Source organism: Devosia sp. FJ2-5-3 (genome assembly GCF_029201545.1).
GTDB lineage: Bacteria > Pseudomonadota > Alphaproteobacteria > Rhizobiales > Devosiaceae > Devosia.
Genome location: NZ_CP104007.1, coordinates 864,749 through 882,567, shown reverse-complemented (window position 1 = coordinate 882,567; position 17,819 = coordinate 864,749). Strand labels below are relative to the sequence as shown.

General features: G+C 62.8%; 16 protein-coding genes. 2 read left to right on the top strand and 14 right to left on the bottom strand.

Translation table 11 applies throughout. From position 1 onward, the window contains the following. Window positions 1-25: 25 nt before the first annotated feature. From hisD to N0P34_RS04305, 10 genes are all read right to left on the bottom strand, one after another. Window positions 26-1,348: a histidinol dehydrogenase gene (gene hisD / locus N0P34_RS04350; RefSeq protein WP_275605790.1), complete on the bottom strand. Its 1,323-nt coding sequence runs from the start codon at window positions 1,346-1,348 to the stop codon at window positions 26-28. 32 nt (window positions 1,349-1,380) lie between these two features. Continuing rightward, on the bottom strand, window positions 1,381-2,181 hold the full coding sequence (locus tag N0P34_RS04345; protein WP_275605789.1) for an ABC transporter permease: 801 nt from the start codon (window positions 2,179-2,181) through the stop codon (window positions 1,381-1,383). Continuing rightward, window positions 2,178-3,116 carry an ABC transporter permease gene (locus tag N0P34_RS04340; protein WP_275605788.1) on the bottom strand — a complete coding sequence of 313 codons (939 nt, stop codon included), beginning with the start codon at window positions 3,114-3,116 and terminating at the stop codon, window positions 2,178-2,180. Before N0P34_RS04340 ends, N0P34_RS04345 begins: the two co-directional genes overlap by 4 nt. A 377-nt stretch (window positions 3,117-3,493) precedes the next feature. Beyond that, window positions 3,494-4,600 carry a PotD/PotF family extracellular solute-binding protein gene (locus N0P34_RS04335; protein WP_275605787.1) on the bottom strand — a complete coding sequence of 369 codons (1,107 nt, stop codon included), beginning with the start codon at window positions 4,598-4,600 and terminating at the stop codon, window positions 3,494-3,496. 36 nt (window positions 4,601-4,636) lie between these two features. Further along, entirely contained in the window at window positions 4,637-5,749 is a 1,113-nt protein-coding gene (locus N0P34_RS04330; protein ID WP_275605786.1) for an ABC transporter ATP-binding protein, read from the bottom strand. Between the two features lie 134 nt (window positions 5,750-5,883). Further along, entirely contained in the window at window positions 5,884-6,654 is a 771-nt protein-coding gene (locus N0P34_RS04325) for an SDR family oxidoreductase (RefSeq protein WP_275605785.1), read from the bottom strand. Between the two features lie 23 nt (window positions 6,655-6,677). Next, window positions 6,678-7,601: an MYG1 family protein gene (locus N0P34_RS04320; protein WP_275605784.1), complete on the bottom strand. Its 924-nt coding sequence runs from the start codon at window positions 7,599-7,601 to the stop codon at window positions 6,678-6,680. Window positions 7,602-7,763: 162 nt separating this feature from the next. Further along, window positions 7,764-8,915, bottom strand: coding sequence for a DUF4214 domain-containing protein (locus N0P34_RS04315; protein WP_275605783.1), 1,152 nt, complete (start codon window positions 8,913-8,915; stop codon window positions 7,764-7,766). A 310-nt stretch (window positions 8,916-9,225) separates the two neighbouring features. Then, complete coding sequence (locus N0P34_RS04310) at window positions 9,226-11,544, bottom strand: EAL domain-containing protein (protein WP_275605782.1); 2,319 nt, start codon at window positions 11,542-11,544, stop codon at window positions 9,226-9,228. Between the two features lie 54 nt (window positions 11,545-11,598). Next, window positions 11,599-12,075 carry a molybdopterin-dependent oxidoreductase gene (locus tag N0P34_RS04305; protein WP_275605781.1) on the bottom strand — a complete coding sequence of 159 codons (477 nt, stop codon included), beginning with the start codon at window positions 12,073-12,075 and terminating at the stop codon, window positions 11,599-11,601. A 488-nt stretch (window positions 12,076-12,563) separates the two neighbouring features. On the opposite strand from N0P34_RS04305, the gene N0P34_RS04300 reads away from it, so the two are divergent. Next, the gene (locus tag N0P34_RS04300; protein WP_275605780.1) at window positions 12,564-13,313 is read left to right on the top strand and encodes a Crp/Fnr family transcriptional regulator; all 750 of its coding nucleotides are present in this window, start codon (window positions 12,564-12,566) and stop codon (window positions 13,311-13,313) included. A 94-nt stretch (window positions 13,314-13,407) separates the two neighbouring features. After that, complete coding sequence (locus N0P34_RS04295; RefSeq protein WP_275605779.1) at window positions 13,408-14,247, top strand: aldo/keto reductase; 840 nt, start codon at window positions 13,408-13,410, stop codon at window positions 14,245-14,247. 70 nt (window positions 14,248-14,317) lie between these two features. Here the strand turns inward: N0P34_RS04295 and N0P34_RS04290 are convergent, their stop codons facing one another. From N0P34_RS04290 to N0P34_RS04275, 4 genes are read right to left on the bottom strand one after another with little or no spacing between them, the layout of a single operon-like run. After that, window positions 14,318-15,430, bottom strand: coding sequence for a YihY/virulence factor BrkB family protein (locus N0P34_RS04290; protein ID WP_275605778.1), 1,113 nt, complete (start codon window positions 15,428-15,430; stop codon window positions 14,318-14,320). Between the two features lie 48 nt (window positions 15,431-15,478). Next, entirely contained in the window at window positions 15,479-16,549 is a 1,071-nt protein-coding gene (locus N0P34_RS04285) for a DUF3618 domain-containing protein (RefSeq protein ID WP_275605777.1), read from the bottom strand. Further along, on the bottom strand, window positions 16,549-16,965 hold the full coding sequence (locus N0P34_RS04280; protein ID WP_275605776.1) for a phage holin family protein: 417 nt from the start codon (window positions 16,963-16,965) through the stop codon (window positions 16,549-16,551). The genes N0P34_RS04285 and N0P34_RS04280 overlap by 1 nt, the downstream gene beginning before the upstream one ends. Then, window positions 16,965-17,711 carry a hypothetical protein gene (locus N0P34_RS04275; RefSeq protein WP_275605775.1) on the bottom strand — a complete coding sequence of 249 codons (747 nt, stop codon included), beginning with the start codon at window positions 17,709-17,711 and terminating at the stop codon, window positions 16,965-16,967. The genes N0P34_RS04280 and N0P34_RS04275 overlap by 1 nt, the downstream gene beginning before the upstream one ends. Window positions 17,712-17,819: the final 108 nt, after the last annotated feature.

The following is a 17,819-nucleotide window of genomic DNA, read 5'->3' as shown; positions in this document are numbered from 1 at the left end:
ACCTTCGTCCACCGCTTTCATCGGCCTACTTCACATATTTCTGGCGCAGATCCGACACCGCCAGCGCATGGGACGAAAAGCCCTCATAAAGCGCCAGCTCATGGGCGTGTCCTGCCAAGAGCGGGAAGCCCGCAGCCGTCACATAACCGATGGAGCTGCGCTTGACGAAATCGGTCACCGATAGCGGCCCAAAAGTGCGGGCCCAGCGGCTGGTCGGCAGCACGGCATTGGGCCCGAGCCCGAAATTGCCGATCGAGCAGGGCGTGTGCTGGCCCAGCAGGATTTCCGACGCCTCGCTGATCCGCCCCAGATGGTCGAACGGCTCCTTGGAGAGGATTTCGAGGTGCTCGGGCGCATAGGAATTGACGAATTGATAGCTCTCCTCGATCGAGGAGGTGAGGATCACCCCGCCTGTCTTGCCGGTTAGCACGGTGCGCGAAAATTCGACGCGCTGCGGCGTCATCTGCGCCCACAGCCCCGGCAGTTCGGCCAGCGCCTCTTCCGCCACGCGGCGGGAATGCGTCACGAGATAAGCCGAAGAATCCGGCCCATGCTCGGCTTCGATCAGCAGATCGAGCGCCGCTAGGCCACCATGGACACTGTCATCGGCAAAGATCAGCGCTTCGGACGGGCCAGCCGGCAGGCCGGTGTCGATCACGCCCGAGAGGAGGCGCTTTGCCGCCACCACCCAGGGGCTGCCCGGACCCACGATTTTCAGGGCCGGCAAAATAGTCTCGGTGCCATAGGCAATCGCGGCCACCGCCTGCGCGCCACCCACCTTATAGACCGTGCTGACACCGGCCAGCCGCGCCGCCACCAGTGTTGCCGCATCCACCGAACCATCCGGCGCGGGCGGGGTCACAATGGCCAGGTTCGGCACGCCCGCCACCACGGCCGGCACAGCGGTCATCATGGTCACGGACGGGAACGAGCCCTTGCCGCGCGGCACATAGAGCGCCACCGACTGGATGGGGGTAAACCGGTCCCCGGCAAATGCGCCGGGCCGGAATTCCTTCATCCACATGGTCTCTGGCTTCTGCTCCTCGTGGAAGCTGCGGATATTGTCGATGCCGAACTGGATGGCATCGATGACCTTTTGGTCCACCAGCTTGAAGGCGGCGTCGAATTCAGCCTCGGTCACCTTGAGATTGTGCGGCGTCACATTCTCGGCCCGGTCGAAATCCCGCGCAAACCGCGCCAGCGCCACATCGCCCTCGGTGCGCACGGCCTCGATGATGGGTTTGACCTTCTCGATCACGCCCGAAAGATCGGCTTCCGAGCGACGGAGCAGCGCCGCCTTTCCCTCGGCGGAGAGGGCAGCGTAATCGTAAAAGGACACGTCAGACATGAAACATCACTCGCATTGGCGACGCCGTGGCGTCACTTGGACTTGAGGAAAATATCGAGGCCCACCAGCTTGTCGAGGAGGGCAATCACCAGCGCCGCGCAGACGATGAACACCACCGAAATGGCGGCCAGGTCCGGCGTGATGATCGAGCGGATGGAATTGTAAATCTGCACCGGCAGCGTCACCGTGCGCGCATCGGTGAGCAGCAGGCTCACGAGGAACTCGTTGAGCGCCAGGATAAACATCAGCAGCGACCCGCTGATCACCCCCGGCAACACGGCCGGCAGGGTCACATGGAAAAAGGTCGCGACCGGCGGCGCCCCGCAATTGGCCGCCGCCAGCTCGAGATCGGGATCAAGGCTCGACGCACTCGCTGTCACCGCCCAGATCATAAAGGGCAGATTGATCACGCAGCAGGCAATGCCGATCGGCCAGATCTGCCCTATGATCCCCCACTGCCCGAACAGCAGCATCAGCCCGATCCCCGAGCCGATCAGCGGCACGGTAAACGGCAGCAGCAGATAGATCTGAAGCGTCTTTTCGAACTTCATCGCGTATTTGGAGAGCGCGATCCCCGCCAGCGTCCCCACCGGAATGGCAATCAGCGTGCAGATGGACGCCACCGCCAGCGAACGCATGAACGCGTTGCGCAGATCGGCCGCCATCGCAATCTTGGCGTACCATTGCAGCGAAAACCCGTCGGGCGGAAATTTGATGATATTGCCCGAGGTGAACGATGCACCCAGCACCACAATGGTCGGCGCCGACAGCACCACCAACACGGCGATCACCATGGTCCAGATGACGATGGACTTGCTCAGCGGCTGGATCATTTTTTCTCCCTCCCCATGGCCAGCGTCCCGGCCCCGAAGAGCGTGAAGACGATCCCAACCAGCAGCGACCCCACCCCGACAAGGATCAGCGTCAGCGCCGCGCCCATGCCCTGGTCGGAGGTGCGGAAGAACTGGTCATAGATCGCATTGGCGATGAAATCCTGCGACCCGCCGCCCAGAATGGCCGGCATGGCAAAATCGGTCAGCGACAGGGTCAGCACGACCAGCCCCGCGCCCACCAGACCCGGCTTGGCCATCGGCAACAGCACATGGACGAAGGTGCGCCACCAATTGGCCCCCAGCGAATTGGCCGCCGACTCCATTTCCTCGGGGATCGCCGTCAGCGCCGGCGCCAGCATCAGCACGGCAAAGGGGATCATATATTGCACGAGCCCAAACAGCACGGCGGGGTAATTATAAAGCAGCCGCATCGGCTCGATGCCGATCAACCCCAGCATCTCGTTGACCACCCCCTGATTGCCCAGAATGATCAGCCAGCCATAGGCCCGCACCACCTGACCGATGAAGAAGGGCAGGAACAGCGCGATCAGCAGGAATTTGCGCAGCAGCGCCGAGGGCGTGCGCACCATGAGATAGCTATAGGGAAAGGCAAAGACGAGGCTGATCGCGGTGACAACAAGCGAGCCCAGGAGGCTCCGCCACAATATGCTCCAATAGAGCCCATCGGTGAAAATGCGCCCGTAATTCTCGGCCGTATAATAGTCCGAGGGCAAAAATGTGGAGCGATCCAGCGTCCGCGCGCTCGAATCCCCGATCTGGATAAGACCGATGACCAGCAGCATCACCAGAAGGATCGCGGGCAGGACCATCACATAGGGCAGCGCCCGCGCAAAATTCTTCGGCCAGAGCGCCGCCACCACGGCCTCCAGACCATCCATGACCCGCCAACGCAGGGGATAAGCGGCTTTGGACATGAATTACTCCGTGGCACTCTTTTGTCCCTCGCCCCTCTTGCGAGAGGCGTGGGATGGAGGTGCAGGCCCTGTGACCAGCACCCTTTCTCCTCCCTCCCCACAAGGGGGAGGGCCGGGGTGAGGGGTGCAAGCCTCTCAGCTAACACCCCCATTCTTCTCCCGTTGTGGGGAGGGCCAGGGTGAAAGGCCTTGGGACAACCACCTCAACCCCGGCTCTATCGCCCCCTCGCCCCTTCGGGGAGAGGGCCGGGGTGAGGGGCCTAGGACACCCCCGCCCCCTCGGCTCTATCGTCCCCTCTCCCCTCAGGGGAGAGGGTCAGGGTGAGGGGTGAAAGCCTCTCGTCGAGCCACCCGCCCCTTCGCCCAACAGGCGACACTCACCCCTGCATGATCGACTTGAACTTGCCGAACCATTCGCTCTCATGCTCGACCTGGATCGCGGTCGGGATGCGGATGAGACGCTCAAAATCTTCCGGCTCGGTCGGATAGGACGGATCTCCCGCCAGACCTTCCGGAGGCGTCAGGCCCGGCACCACGCCCGGCAGACCCAGGCCATCGAGCCAGACCTGCTGGGCTTCCTTGGTCAGCGCGAAATTGATGTACTGCTTGGCCCAGTAGAGCTCGTTCTCCGGCAGGCCCTTGGGAATCCAGAGGCCATCGGTCTCGAACTTCGAGCCTTCTTCCGGCACGGTCCAGGCCAGGTCGATGCCGTTCTTCATGGCTTCGCGGGCATTGGTCGAGATGGTCACGGCAAGGTCGATTTCGCCGTTCTGGAACCAGTTGGTGAAGTCCGGATCTTCGCCCAGCAGCGGCTGCTGTTCCTTGACCTTGGCGATGAAGTCCCAGGCGGCATCCATATTGTCGGGAATGTCCTCGAGCTTTCCGCCGCCGGCGACCTGTGCCGGGAAGTGGAAACCGATGCCGTCATTATAGAGCGCGATGCGGCCCTTGAACTTGGGATCGAGCAGCACCTGCAGCGAGGTCGGCGCGCCTTCGGGGAAGGCCGAGGGGCGATAGGCCAGCACATAGACATAGCCATAGGTGTTGACGATTGGATAGCCGTCCATGCCGACGGGCTTGGCCAGCTCGGTCACATTGGCCAAATTCGGCAGGTCCGAGAGATCTTCGGTGATGCCGCGCAGCGCCGACTTGGTGGCGTTGGTGGTGGTGTCCCAGTTGATGTGGATCGGGGGCACGCGGCCCTGCGCCACGGCGGCCCAGACCTTGGGCTGAATTTCATTGTCTTCGGTCAGGTCGTGACGCACGGCAATGCCAGTGGCCGCGGTGAACGGATCCGACACCCCGGCCTGCAGGCTCGCCACCCACGAGCCGCCCCAGGCACGCACGATGATTTCGGCGGGCTTTTCGGGCTCTTGCGCGAAAGCCTTGCCGGTCCAGCCACTTGCCACCAGCCCACCCAGTGCAGCCGCACCGCCCAGAAACCGGCGTCGCGACAGGGCGAGGATCGATTTTGTCTTGGTCATCCCATTCTCTCCAGATGCAGCCGAAACCAGCCGGCCTTAATTGGGGAAGATCAGCACGTCGCGTGCATTCCACCCCATCGCCATCGTCTCCCCAATGGCAAATTGCTTATGCGTCGTCGGGTCATGATCGAATACCCGCACAATAGTCTGAGGCGAAGACGCCAGGGCAATCTCATAGACGATCCGCTCGCCCTCAAAGATCGCGTCCCGCACCACCCCGTCCCTTACGCTCTGGCAATGCGCAAGCTCTGCCGCCGTGGCGCCAAGCCGGATCTGCTCGGCCCGCAGGGCGCCGGTTACATTGCCCCCAATTGCCGGAGCGCCCGGTGCCGACCACGTTCCCGCCAGTGCCTCGCCGGCTGCCTCGAACTCCACGACATCGCCGTTGATCGCGCTCACCCGGCCCGAAAGAAAATTGGTCACCCCGATAAATCCGGCAACAAAGGCATTGGCCGGGGTCCGGTATGTGTCCGCAGGCGCCGCCTTTTGCTGGATGACGCCCTTGTCCATCACGATCACATCGTCCGACACCACCAGCGCCTCGCGCTGATCATGGGTCACATTGATCGTGGTCACGCCCAGCTCGCGCTGGATGCGACGGAATTCAAGCTGCATTTCCTCGCGCAGCTTGCGGTCGAGCGCCGCCAGCGGCTCGTCGAGCAAGAGCAGATCCGGCTCGAACACCAGCGCCCGGGCAATGGCCACGCGCTGCTGCTGGCCGCCAGACAGCTGATGAATCCGCCGATCCGCATAGGGACCGAGCTGAACGAGGTCGAGATAGCGCTTCACCCGCGCCGGAATGGTGGTCGCGTCGAACCGGCGCATCTTGAGCGGAAAGGCGACGTTCTCGGCCGCGCTCATATGCGGAAACAGTGCCAGCTTCTGGAACACCATGCCGATAGAGCGCTTGTGCGGCGGCGCGGCGCTCACCGGCGTTCCGTTGATGTAGATCTCGCCCGCGCTCGGCCGCTGGAACCCAGCGATCATGCGCAACAGCGTGGTCTTGCCCGACCCAGAGGGACCCAGAATGGTCAGGAACCGCCCCTCGGTGAGGTCGAAAGAAGCCCCTTTGACCGCATGAGTGCCATCAAAGACCATATCGACGTCTCTGACCGAAACGGCGACAGAAGGTCCGGGCTCATTGGTCATAGGCAGGCACCTCTACGGTCAGGCACGTCACGGCAGGGATTGCTATAAGAACGAGATGCCCAATCTTGTCCAGACTATCCCCGGCGCCCGGTACCGGTTTTTGTGAAACTCCCGCCCCGCCTACGCCTTTCGCACTAGATGGAAGCGAGATAGCCCCCGTCTATGGGCAGGCACTGGCCGGTAATATAGGCCGCGGCGTCACTGGCGAGGAACACCACCGCCCCTCCGACATCGCTCATGTCGCCGAACCGCCCCTGCGGGATTTTCGCCAGCATGCCCGTCGCCCAGTCCTCGTCGGCATAAAAACCTTCGGTCATGTCGGTGCGGAAATAGCCCGGCGCGATGGCATTGACCCGTATACCCTTGCCCGCCCATTCGGCCGACAGCGCCCGCGTCATGCCCAGGAGCCCGGTCTTCGACGCGCCATAGGGCACCGCTGTGGGAATGCCGACATAGGAGGTCAGCGAGCACAGATTGATGATCGCCCCGCCCCTTCCCCGTGCCGCCATCCCGCGCGCCACGGCCTGGGCGCAAAAGAAGCTGCCCTTCAAATTCGTATCGACGATGGCATCCCAGATCGCCTCGTCGACATCGAGCGAGGGCGCCACGTTCTCGAACCCCGCATTGTTGACGAGAATATCGATCGGCCATACCCCGTCGAGCGTCGCCAGCGCCGCGCCTGTTGCGGCGACGTCGCGCACATCGAGCACCAGTCCCCGCGCCGCAATGCCCTCGGCCTCAAGCGCCAGAAGCGTCCCTTCGAGCCCCGCATGCGAGCGGGCCGTCACGCAGATAGAGGCGCCCATCTTGCCCAGCGCCATGGCAATGGCCTGCCCCAGCCCGCGGCTGCCCCCGGTTACCAGTGCATTCCTGCCCGTCAGGTCGAACAATTGCGGACCAAACATCAGCTGCCCCCAGCCCGCAGGCCCTATTGACCCTGCGCCAGCGCCTCGCGCACCGCCAGATCGGCCATGGCGAGCGCGGCCTCGCGCGTCCGCGCAGCGGCGATGAACCGGCCATTATGGCAAAAGCTCGCGCCGGCCACGCCGCTCGCCGCCTCCAGCGCCTCATTGGTCAGTCCCGCCCAGGCCACGGGCAAATCGGCGCGCAACTCGAAACCCTCATCGCCCCGGCGAATACCGGTGAGGCACCAATCCTTGTCGCGCGGATGCACCACGAACAGGAGATGCTCGGCCTTCGCCTTGACCACTGCCGGGCGGAACGGCATGCCCATGGGCAACTCCAGCACCCGCTCGGCCCCGGCCGCCTCGATGGCACGCATAACCACCGCCTCAGCCCGCAGTTTCGCCGCGCTCTTGGAGATCGACGCCTCCACGAAGCTGCGGGCAATGCCCATGGCCGCATGAAAGGCGCGTTCCTCGGCCTCGGCTGAATTCTCGTCGAACGCCGGTTTGAGCGTTTCCAGCAGCGCCGTCAGCGTCAGCCCGGCCAGCGGCCCCGTCGCGTCGAGGGCGCCATTATCCACCAGATCCACGGGCAAGACGAAGCTGGCATCGAACTTGGCGTGCACCTGCTCGACATGCTCTGCCGGGATCCCCTGCGCGACCAGATAGTCGCCGCCGAAATGCTTCCAGATCAGCCCGAACGAGCTATAGGGCTGCCCATCCTCCCGCAGCGGCGCGCCGCGCTGGTGGTGGTCGAAAATCCGGAGGGCGGCATCGTAAGCCCCGCCCACATCATAAATGATGCGGTCCGGCGCGGGCGTGATCCATTCCGGCGAACGGCTGCGAACGACCCGGGCCTCCGGGAAAAGCCGGGTCAGGATGACGCTGGAGAGCAGTTCGTCGGCATGAAAGCCGCCCGAATGGGTGACGAGAAACTCTGGTGCCATTGCTGGAGGCGCTCTCTGTTCGCGAAAGTCTGCTGATCTGCGTTATGGAATAGCCATAGAGGCTCTCCATCACAAGCCGACATTTCGGGCGATCCGGTCGCACCCCATAGCTCCCGTCCGTGCAAAAGGGGCCGCCGGCCCGGCGACCCCTGCAGCAATGGCTCAGGCCAGCCAGATGCCGTTGTCGATCTGCTCGGCAACGCGCTGCTGGTTTTCCGGGCTCTCGGCAAAGAAAGCCAGCACGTCCGCCCGGCTGGAGGCCTGGGAATCGAGCCGCTGCGCCCAGAAATCGAGCCCCGCCTTGTCGAATGTCCGTCCCAGCGTATGGGTATACATCAGCTCCACGAAACGCGCATTGCTGACGCTCTGGGTGGTGCCGAACGTATTGATGAACTCGGCCGAGTGGATGAAGTGGTTGGCGATTGCCGTAAAGCTTGCCGCGCCGCTATCGAGCGTTCCCAGCCAGAATTCCAGCCCATCCGCATCGGGCGTGCGGTTGAACGCCGCCTGATAGATACGATAGGCCATGCCCGCATTTTCGCCTGCGCCGGTATCGAGCAGCAGCGTGCCCTCGAGGAAACTGACGCGCTCCACGTCGCGCATGAAATAGACCGTACCCTCATCGGCGAACACCACGCCGTTTCGCCCGACGGCAAAGCTCAGCCCCTCGGCGCTGCGGGCGAAATTGGCGATGTCGATATCGCCGCGCCCGTCCACATAGGTGGATTCCATCGGGATGGTGAAAATGTCCCGCTTGCTGGTGCCGATCAGCTGGTGATCGAAGGCATTGGGGTCGACCTCGCCATCCGGGTCGATCGGATCATCCGGCTTCAGCACGCCCCCGGGGCTCAGGAGCTTGAGCACCTCCCCAAGAATTCCGCCCAGCGAAAGCACGCCATTGTCCAGCAGGCCCGTCAGATTGAGCAGCCCTGCATCGCTGAGCAGCCCATCGAGCTCGATGATCTGCGTCAGCCCGCCCAGCGCTCCGCCACCCAGCCCGCCAGGCCCGAGCATGTCGGCACTGATGATGCCGCCATTATTGGGCAGGACGATCAGATCCTTGCCGAGCACGGTCAGTTGGACGACGCCCTTGTCGTTGAGCAGGTCGAAATCGAGCACGCCCCCGACCAGCCCGCCCGTCCCCAGCCCAGTACCGGCCCCGGTGATATTGGTAATCAGGCTGGTCACCGGCGACAGCAGGCCGCCACCCAGTCCCAGCCCGCCGCCGGTGCCACCGGTGCCGCCCGCGCCAACCCCGCCGAGTATCCCGGCCAGCGTCTTATCGATATTGAACAGACCACCAAAAATGCTCACGCCAAACCTCCACGCAACAACTCATGAAGTCAGCATCGGTTTGCGCACTTAATATATCAAGCACGTCCAATATACTTGGAATCTGCAATGTTCACGCAAAAAATAAGATTGATACAATTTTATCTGTAGTTGTACGTACTCGATAATTCTTGGAATTTATCCAGACAATATTTGGAACAACGCCAAGAAAAAAGGTCTCCGCAATCCGCCGCGGGAAATCCGGGCGTGATGAGGTCTGAAACCCGAAATGTGGGATGGAGAGCGTCGCGCCTTTGGCGTGCCGGCGGTGCCGCCTGCCCGCGGGCAGGAATCACGCGACGTGGATGCCGCCCTTGATCATGGATTTGCCCTGCAGCATCGCGCGGAACTTCACCTCGGGCACCGGCCGGCTGAAATAATAGCCCTGCGCTTCCGAACAGCCGGCATCGGTGATGATATCGAGCTGTTCCTTGGTCTCGACGCCCTCTGCCGTGGTCAGCATGTGCAGATTGTGCCCCAGCGTGGCGATGGACTGGATGATGGCCGAACTATCGGGCCGATCGCCGAGATCGCGCACGAAACTCTGGTCGATCTTGATCTTGTCGAATGGGAAACGCTGCAGATAGCTCAGCGAGGAATAGCCGGTGCCGAAATCGTCGAGCGCAATGGTCAGTCCCAGGCCGCGCAGGCGGTGAAGCGCGTTGAAATTGGCGGCATTGTTCTGCAGCAGCACGGATTCGGTGATTTCGAGTTCGAGGCGCTTGGGGTCGAGCGCCGTTGTGTCGAGCACGTCCTTCACCCCGTCCACGAGGCCTTCGTCGCGGAACTGCACCGGCGACAGATTGACCGAAAGGCGGACATTGTCCGGCCAGTTGAGTGCGTGCTCGCAGGCTTGCTGCAGCGCCCATTGGCCGAGCGCGCCGATCATGCCGGTGTCTTCCGCCAGCGGAATGAATTCGGCCGGCGAGATCATGCCCTTTTCCGGGTGGCGCCAGCGCATCAGCGCCTCGCCCGCCACGATCGCGCCGGTCGTCAGGCTCACGAGCGGCTGATAATACAGCTCGAATTGACCCAGCTTGATGCCCTGGCGCAGATCGGCCTCGAGGTTGCGCCGGTGCTGCAATTGCTCTTCCATCTGCGGCGAGAAGAACCGGTATGCCGCCGGTCCGTCGGCCTTGGCCTGGTAGAGCGCCAGATCGGCGTTTTTCATCAGCTGATCGGCGTCCAGCGCCTCCCCGGTCGACAGCGCGATGCCGACACTGGTGCTGACCAGGATCTCATTGCCATCGATATGATATGTCCGCCCGACCGCTGCGATCAGCCCCTCCGCAAGGTCGCGCGCGCTCTCGAAGATGCGATCGGGCGAATGGTGGAGGACCGCGAATTCGTCCCCACCGAGCCGGCCGACCATATCCTGGCCCGCCGCCTTGCGCAGCCGCTCCGAAACCTGGCGCAGCAGCGCATCACCGACGGGATGACCCAGCGTGTCATTGACCTCCTTGAACCGGTCGAGGTCGAGATAGAGCACGGCAAAGGGCTTGTTCTGGGCGCCTGATTTGCGCAGGGCCTGGTTGATGCATTCCCAGAAGCGCATGCGGTTCGGCATTCCGGTCAGCGCGTCATGGTGGGCCATGTGCACGACGCGGTCCTGCGCCCGATGCCGTTCAGTTACGTCCTCGAACGTATAGACCCAGCCGCCCTCGGAGGTCGGCTCGCGCGACACCATCAGCACCGTGCCGTCGTTCATGTGATAGGCATGGTCGTTGAGCAGCGCGATATCGTCCGTATCCCCCGGCTCTCCATCCTTGTTCAGCTTGCTGCGCGACCGGTCCGGCAGCATTTCGGTGGCGATCAGATCGGCAAGACGGCGGCCCTCGATCTGCGCATCGCTGTCAAAACCGAAAATGGTCAGGAAGCGCTGGTTATAGACGATGACGCGCTCTTCCGCGTCGAGCAGGCAGAGGCCCAGCGACATGGCTTCCAGGGCCGCGTCGAAGCGGGCATTCTGCAGCGCCAGCGTGCGCTCTTTCTGCTGCAGGATTTTCTGGGCACGCGAGAGCAGCCTGTTATGCACCAGCAGCAGGAAGATCAGTGCGCATCCACAGGCAATCAGCCCCGCCGCGATATAGGTCGAGGCCCATTGCAGCGCATAGAGCCCCTCGCGGTCCGCCTTGATCCGGGCGATGTTCCACACATTCGCATCGGTCGATAGGCGCGCCAGTTTCGGATAGATTGGCTCGAGGATCGCCAGGATCCGGCCCGGTGTGGCCGGATCGTCCAACGCGCTCAGCAGCGGTCGCGTCGCATCGAGCGCGGCTTCGAGTTCGTCGAGAATTTGGCCGATGCGCGGGTCGGAATGAGCGAATTCGGCGACCGCGCTGGCGCGCAGCGTCTTGAGCCGATTGACCACAATGTCAAAGCGGAGCCGGACCTCGGCGGCATCGGTCCTGCCGTCCCCGACGGCAAATGAACTCACCCTTTGTTCGAGCCGGGCAAACTCGCTGGGCGCCTGGGCCACCATCCAGGTTACGTTGTTCAACCCTACACCTTCCAGCGCAACCTGGCGCTGGAAGGTGAGCACGGAAATGTAGATTGCCGAGGCAATGAAGCCCAGGATCACGATGGTCAGCGCTGTGCGCAAGAACCGCATGTTTACGACGCTATTCCCATATCCGGGTCGCCGGTTTTCGGCCGGCCCGGCGTCCTACTGAACGGTGATTTCCTTGACCTGCCAAACAGCGCGACCATAGTAAGGCTGTCCCTGCAGAACCGGGTCGCTGTCGAATGGATAGACGACGAAAAATGGACCCTGGTCATCCACGGGCATGTATTCGCCATTGCGCTTGAAAGCCAGGATCGTGCCGAACTCTGCGAAATCAGCTCTGGGTACGTCGACGCTGTAGTCGTTGAGCGCCGTGACGATCGCTGTCTCGCCTTGGGCGTTGACCTTTGCGAGCAGGACGGTAAGCGGCACGCCCTCGAACTTTACCACGCCCTCGTTCCAGGGGGTGGTGGTCTCGATGGTCACCACGTCCATGGCCTCGAGTTCGTCGCGGGTGAACGTCGCAGTCTCGCTGCCGCTCGAAACGGTGATCGTCGGAGTGTCCTGGGCAGACGCGCCGAGCGGAAAAGCAGCGGTAAGGGCCATGACGAGGGCCATAAAAATGCGCTTCAGGGCCATATTAAGCTCCTTTGATCCCTTAAACTACGCTTTGAGCTCTTAAAACCTGTTAAGCTCGCGACTAAATCATAACGGCCTTAACGGCCTCTGTTCGCGCTGTCCGCAATTTTCCCCAACGGACTTTTACCCCACTCGGAATTGTAATTATGGCAGCAAGGCCATCAAAACATGGCCCCACCATGACGCAACGGGAAAGGTGGCAAAAAGTCACCTCTTTAAAATTCCAGGGCAGAAAGCCGGTCATCTCCTCGAGCGGAATTATCGCAGCGGCGAGAGATTGAATCCATCTATTTGTCGCTCCTGTAAAAAAATTCCGCGCCACGCAATCTCCGGCCCCGCACGCGTCGTAGAGGATGACTTGGCTTCCACAATAACACGGATTGGCTGCCTTGACGCGGCCCATAAGCTGTGCGCACGGCAACAGAGGGCAACACAATCATGGCGTGCGGCATCCCCGCCCCCCATGCTTGTTGGAAGGAGGGCGTGCCATGTTGGAGGAAACCACCGAGCTTGAAAGGCAATTCAAGCCATTCTTCGATCGGATCCGCCTCAGGGACACGCTCGGGCCCGAAGAAGAGCGTGCCATAAAGGCGGCTGCCCGCGAAAGACTGCAATTCGCACCCGGCGAAGACCTGGTCCGCGAGGGTGATCGCCCGATGCGCAGCATCCTTCTGACAAGGGGCATCACCTGCCGGTATCGCATCGTGTCCGGCGGAGCGCGCCAATTGGTGGCGATCCACCTGCCGGGCGATTTCGTCGACCTGCACAGTTTCCTGCTCAAGCAGATGGACCATTCTGTCGGTGCGCTGACGGCCTGCGACGTGATCACTTTCCCGCACGAGAACCTGGTGCGCGTCACCGAGCGCCTTCCCCACCTCACCCGCATGCTCTGGCTGATGACGCTGATCGACGGCTCTGCTCACCGGGAATGGCTGGTCGGCATGGGGCTGCTCTCGGCCACCCAGCGCGCCGCCCACCTCTTCTGCGAAATCTATCGCCGTCTCGAAGTCGTCGGGCTCGCCCGGGATAATCGCTTCAGCTTCCCCGTTACCCAGGCCGCTCTTGCCGATGCGGTCGGCACCTCGTCCGTTCATGTGAACCGGGTCATTCAGGAATTGCGCCAGCGCGACCTCATCACCTGGGAAGGCGGCGTCATCACCATCCGGGACTGGGATGCCCTCAGCCATCTCGCCGATTTCGACGATGGCTATCTCCACCTCACCCAGGAGTGCCGCTGACCTGAGTTAGCTGCCCTGCCGCAAGGCAACGGAATAGTCCCGGGGATCGTTGGTGACCCAGCAGTCAACCCATCCGACGAGACGATAATTCCCCATGCCCAACATCCCTCAGATCCCCTTGAATGATGGCAAGGCCATCCCCCAGCTCGGCTTCGGCGTCTGGCAGGTTCCCGATGACGAAGCCCAACCCGCCGTCGCCGCAGCCATCCGCTCCGGCTATCGGCTGATCGACACGGCCCAGGGTTACGACAATGAAGAAGGCGTCGGCCGCGCCATTGCCGAAGCCGGCATTGGCCGCGACCAGCTCTTCATCACCTCCAAGCTCCGCAACGGCGCCCACGAATACGACGCGGCGCGCAAAGCCTTCGACGAAAGCCTCAAGAAGCTTGGCCTCGACTATCTCGACATGTTCCTCATCCACTGGCCCGTGCCCGATCAGGACAAATTTGCCGACGCCTGGCGCGCCCTCGTCGCCCTCAGGAACGAAGGCCGCATCCGCTCCATCGGCGTGTCCAATTTCCTGCCCAGCCATATCGACCGCATCGTCGCCGAGACCGGCGTCAAGCCGGTGATCAACCAGCTCGAGCTGCACCCTCAATACCAGCAGCGCGATATCCGCGACTATCACGCCCGGCACGACATCAAGCTCGAATGCTACAGCCCCCTCGGCAGCGGCGCCGTGCTCGACAACGACACCATCGCCGAGATCGCCGAAAAACACGGCCGCAGCGTCTCCCAGATCATCCTCCGCTGGGAGCTCGACCAGGGCCTCATCGTCATCCCCAAATCGACCCATGAGGAACGCATCGCCGAAAATATCGAAGTCTTCGACTTCTCACTCGACGACGAGGACCGCCGCCGCATCGACGCCCTCGATGACCCCGAGAACGGCAAGACCGGCAGCTTCCCCGAAACCATGAACGACCTCTTCTAGAACAATCCCCCCAATCGAGCACAAAGCCCGAAGGATCGCTCCTTCGGGCTTTTTCATGCCGGCGATCGGTCTATTCGCTCTTCCCCTGGCCGTTGCCTGGTCCGCGCCGCATCAGCGCCGCAAATGGCAGGGCCAGCGCCAGCGATTTCACCGGAAACCGCCGCCGCGGTCGATGCACCGTCTCCGCCTCCACGCCCGTCGCCGCCTTCGGCCAGGTTTCGCCCACGCTGTCGGCCATGTGCGCCCCGCGCTGGCCCAGTCCCCTCGCCGGCCCGCTCGTCGTATCATGAGCGGTCTGGTGCTCGATTTCCGAATTGAGCTCCGCCCCGACGATCACCAGGATGGCCGAAATCCACAACCAGGTCATGAGGCCGATCACCGCCCCCAGCGAGCCATAAGTGGCGTTGTCGTCGGTAAAATTGGTCACGTACCAGGAAAAGATGATCGAGGTCAGGCCCAGCGCCACCACGGCCAGAACCGTCCCCGGCGTCACCCAGCGCCATTTGGCGTTCGCCCGGCTCGGCCCCCAGCGATATAGGCAGGCCAACGCCAGCGACATCAGCGCCAGCATCGCCGCATAGGCCGCCACCCGCACCGTCCAGGCCAGCCCCTCCCCGCCCGGCAGATAGGCGACGATCAGCGGCATCACGATCACCACGGCCGCAACGAGCACTGCCCCGACCGCGCCCGCAAATGTAAACAGCAGCGCCAGTCCGTTGAACACGAGAAAGGAGCGCTTCTCCTCCTCGTGATAGGCAATGTTCATGGCGTCGAACATCGCCTTGATGCCGGCGCTCGCGCTCCACAGGGCGATGGCCAGCGACACCAGCAGGGTGAGGCCCAGCCGCTCGGTGCTCTCCGCCGTCAGGCGCACCAGCTGCTCGCGAATGACCCCCAGCGCCCCCGGCGGCACGATGCCGGCGAGAAGCTCGAGATGATCCACCGCGTCCGCGGGATTGTTGAACAGACCATAGATGGAAACGAATGCATTCAGCGTCGGCACCAGGGCCAACAGCACGTAAAAGGCCACGCCCGCCGCCGTCAGCAGGATCCGGTCTTCGGCAATGGCCTTGTAAAGGCGCCAGCAAATATCCCTCCAGCCGGCCGGAGGGATTTGGGTTGGCGCGGTGGCGCTGCGCCCGCGCCCGGACTGCGCCGCATTGCGCAGGTCGGTCTGGTCCATGATTTACCCCGCAAGAAAAGGCGGGGAGGCTTTCGCCTCCCCTTCCGGTCAATTGGTGCTGGAGTCGCCAGAGCCCGGATTGGTCTCTCCGATCAGGCCTTCCTTGGCCTGCTGGTAGATTTCGCCCGTCTTCTCGCTGGCGTTCGCATAAAGTTCGGCAGCCTTGTCGCGGCCTTGTTCATAGAGCTCGGAGGCAGTCTCGCCCACCTTGCCCTTGACCGCGTCGGCCGCCTCGCCCATCAGCGCATCTTCCTGCTCGGTTCGCGGCAGGGTCGCGCCGAGTGCAGCACCCAGCGCGAAGGCCAGTGCTCCACCCACCAGCGGCTGGTCGCGGAACTGGTGCATGATGGTCCGGTTGAGGCTGTCGACCTGGTTCATCATGGCGTCGCCGGCCTGCGCAGCGCGGGCCTTGCCCATGTCGGCACCCGAGCTGATTGCGTCACGGGCGTCGTGGAGCTTTTCGCGCGCCTTCTGCCAGTTTTCTGCAGCCCAGCCGGAAGCCTCGTCGAGGATATTGCCGGCTTCGTCGCGGAAGTGTTTCACCTGCTCGCCTGCGGCATTGGTGAAACCCTTGTAGCGATTTCCGGCCTCATCCATGAAGTGCCCGGCGCGGCGCCCGCTTTCATCGGCTCTTGCCTTGAATTTGCGACCGCTATCGTCGGCGAACTCGCTGAAGCTGCGGCCGCGCTCGTCACGCACACTGCCGAGGCGCTGCAGGCTGTCACCCGAGATGATGGTCACCGGGTAATCTTCATATTCGTCGAAATCATCGTCGTCATCGACGCCATAGGCGCGATTGCGATTGATGCTGTTGTCCCATTGCCGGTCCGAGCGGGCAGTGCTGGACAGATCCGCACTGGCCGAGGCCGGCTTGGCCATCAGCCAGGCAATGCTGACGCCAAGCAGCGCCACCGGCAGCGGATTGGCCGTCACATTGCGCTGCAGGCTGGCGACAAATTCGCCGCCGCCGCCCTTGGTATAGGCCAGCAATTCATCCACCAGCTGGCCGGGCGAAAGCTTGTCCTGGATCTGGTCGATCGTGTCCTCGACCCGGCTGCGCTGCATTTCGATCTCGCGCTGCAGTTCGGCCGAACTCTTGTTGTCGCTGTCATATGCCATCACAGCCGCTCCTTGACGATGTCGGCGTCTCGACCAAGCGAGGCTGCCGTCCTGTTCAGATTGAGATTGCTCGCCTTGAGGGCGTTCAACCCCTTGGAAATGAAAGTCCAACCGATAATGCCGACGATGACGGTAACGATGATCGCCGCCAGCGCATTGGCCATGGTCGGGTCCATGCCCTGATTGACGAAGAAGGCCGCGACCAGCGACACCACCGCGCTGAGGAACACCCCGAGCGCACCGAGGGCCAGAACGCCCCCGATCGCAATCGAAGAGACCCCACCCATGGTCTGGGAGACCTTCTCGCCGGCTTCAGTCTTGGCGAGTTGGACTTCCTGACGGAAAAGGGTGGAGAGGTCGCTCACAAGCCCACCCAACAATTCTGCCAGCGGGCGGCTTTCAGTATTGCCGGGCATCACAAGCCTCCCTTGCGATCTGTCTGGGTGTTCTGGGTGGCCTGCGACGTTTCACTGCGATAGCTCTCCGAACCCATGCCAGAGCCGCCTTGCATGCCGGTCCCGGACGAGCCTGTCTGGCCGCTGCCATAGGAAGAGCCTGGCTGGGTCCGACCCGGATTGCCGCCGCTATAGCTCGTGGAGCCCGGCGCCATTCCGCCCCGGTTTTGCGCGCCGCCGGTCGAGTTCACCATCGAAGACTTGCTCTCGAGACGATGCGACGAGGCCAGGGCAAACCGGCTGGCGACAAACCCCGCCAATGCCGCTGCACCCAGAAAGGCCAGGGGCTGCTTGCGTCCGAAATCCTGGGCGAGGCCCATCAGATCGTCGACGTCGCGATTTTCGATGGTCTTGCCGAGATTGGTGAGGCCCGAGGCGAGGTCGCGTGCATAGCGGCCCACGACCGGCTGGTCCGAGCCGTCCAGCTCATCGGCTACCTTGCCGATTGCACTGGCAATGCCGCCAATCTGGCCAGCGGCAAAATCCTTCTGCTCGACGGCGAAGGATTTGGCCTTCTCCTTGACCTCTCCGACCTTGGCGCCGGCTTCCTTGCCCAGCTCGCGCACATCGTCAGCCGCTTGCCGCTTGATCGCTTCAAGGTCGTGCTGGGCCGTTTCGGCAACCTTGGTCAGGTCGCGCTCGGCCTGCGCGGGAATGGGAGTGGACGATACACCCCCTGGCGAACCACCGGGATTGTCGCTGCTCATTTGCAATACTCCTCGTGAATCATGCGACTGACACGCAGCCGCTTTCGAGATCACAACGGAATGCAAGCCCTTTTGTTCCAAAAAATATAATTAGATCAATGGGTTAAA

Coding starts and splice junctions, on each gene's coding strand:
- hisD (WP_275605790.1), bottom strand. CDS start 1,348: ATGTCTGACGTGTCCTTTTACGATTACGCTGCCCTCTCCGCCGAGGGA.
- N0P34_RS04345 (WP_275605789.1), bottom strand. CDS start 2,181: ATGATCCAGCCGCTGAGCAAGTCCATCGTCATCTGGACCATGGTGATC.
- N0P34_RS04340 (WP_275605788.1), bottom strand. CDS start 3,116: ATGTCCAAAGCCGCTTATCCCCTGCGTTGGCGGGTCATGGATGGTCTG.
- N0P34_RS04335 (WP_275605787.1), bottom strand. CDS start 4,600: ATGACCAAGACAAAATCGATCCTCGCCCTGTCGCGACGCCGGTTTCTG.
- N0P34_RS04330 (WP_275605786.1), bottom strand. CDS start 5,749: ATGACCAATGAGCCCGGACCTTCTGTCGCCGTTTCGGTCAGAGACGTC.
- N0P34_RS04325 (WP_275605785.1), bottom strand. CDS start 6,654: ATGTTTGGTCCGCAATTGTTCGACCTGACGGGCAGGAATGCACTGGTA.
- N0P34_RS04320 (WP_275605784.1), bottom strand. CDS start 7,601: ATGGCACCAGAGTTTCTCGTCACCCATTCGGGCGGCTTTCATGCCGAC.
- N0P34_RS04310 (WP_275605782.1), bottom strand. CDS start 11,544: ATGCGGTTCTTGCGCACAGCGCTGACCATCGTGATCCTGGGCTTCATT.
- N0P34_RS04305 (WP_275605781.1), bottom strand. CDS start 12,075: ATGGCCCTGAAGCGCATTTTTATGGCCCTCGTCATGGCCCTTACCGCT.
- N0P34_RS04300 (WP_275605780.1), top strand. CDS start 12,564: ATGTTGGAGGAAACCACCGAGCTTGAAAGGCAATTCAAGCCATTCTTC.
- N0P34_RS04295 (WP_275605779.1), top strand. CDS start 13,408: ATGCCCAACATCCCTCAGATCCCCTTGAATGATGGCAAGGCCATCCCC.
- N0P34_RS04290 (WP_275605778.1), bottom strand. CDS start 15,430: ATGGACCAGACCGACCTGCGCAATGCGGCGCAGTCCGGGCGCGGGCGC.
- N0P34_RS04285 (WP_275605777.1), bottom strand. CDS start 16,549: ATGGCATATGACAGCGACAACAAGAGTTCGGCCGAACTGCAGCGCGAG.
- N0P34_RS04280 (WP_275605776.1), bottom strand. CDS start 16,965: ATGCCCGGCAATACTGAAAGCCGCCCGCTGGCAGAATTGTTGGGTGGG.
- N0P34_RS04275 (WP_275605775.1), bottom strand. CDS start 17,711: ATGAGCAGCGACAATCCCGGTGGTTCGCCAGGGGGTGTATCGTCCACT.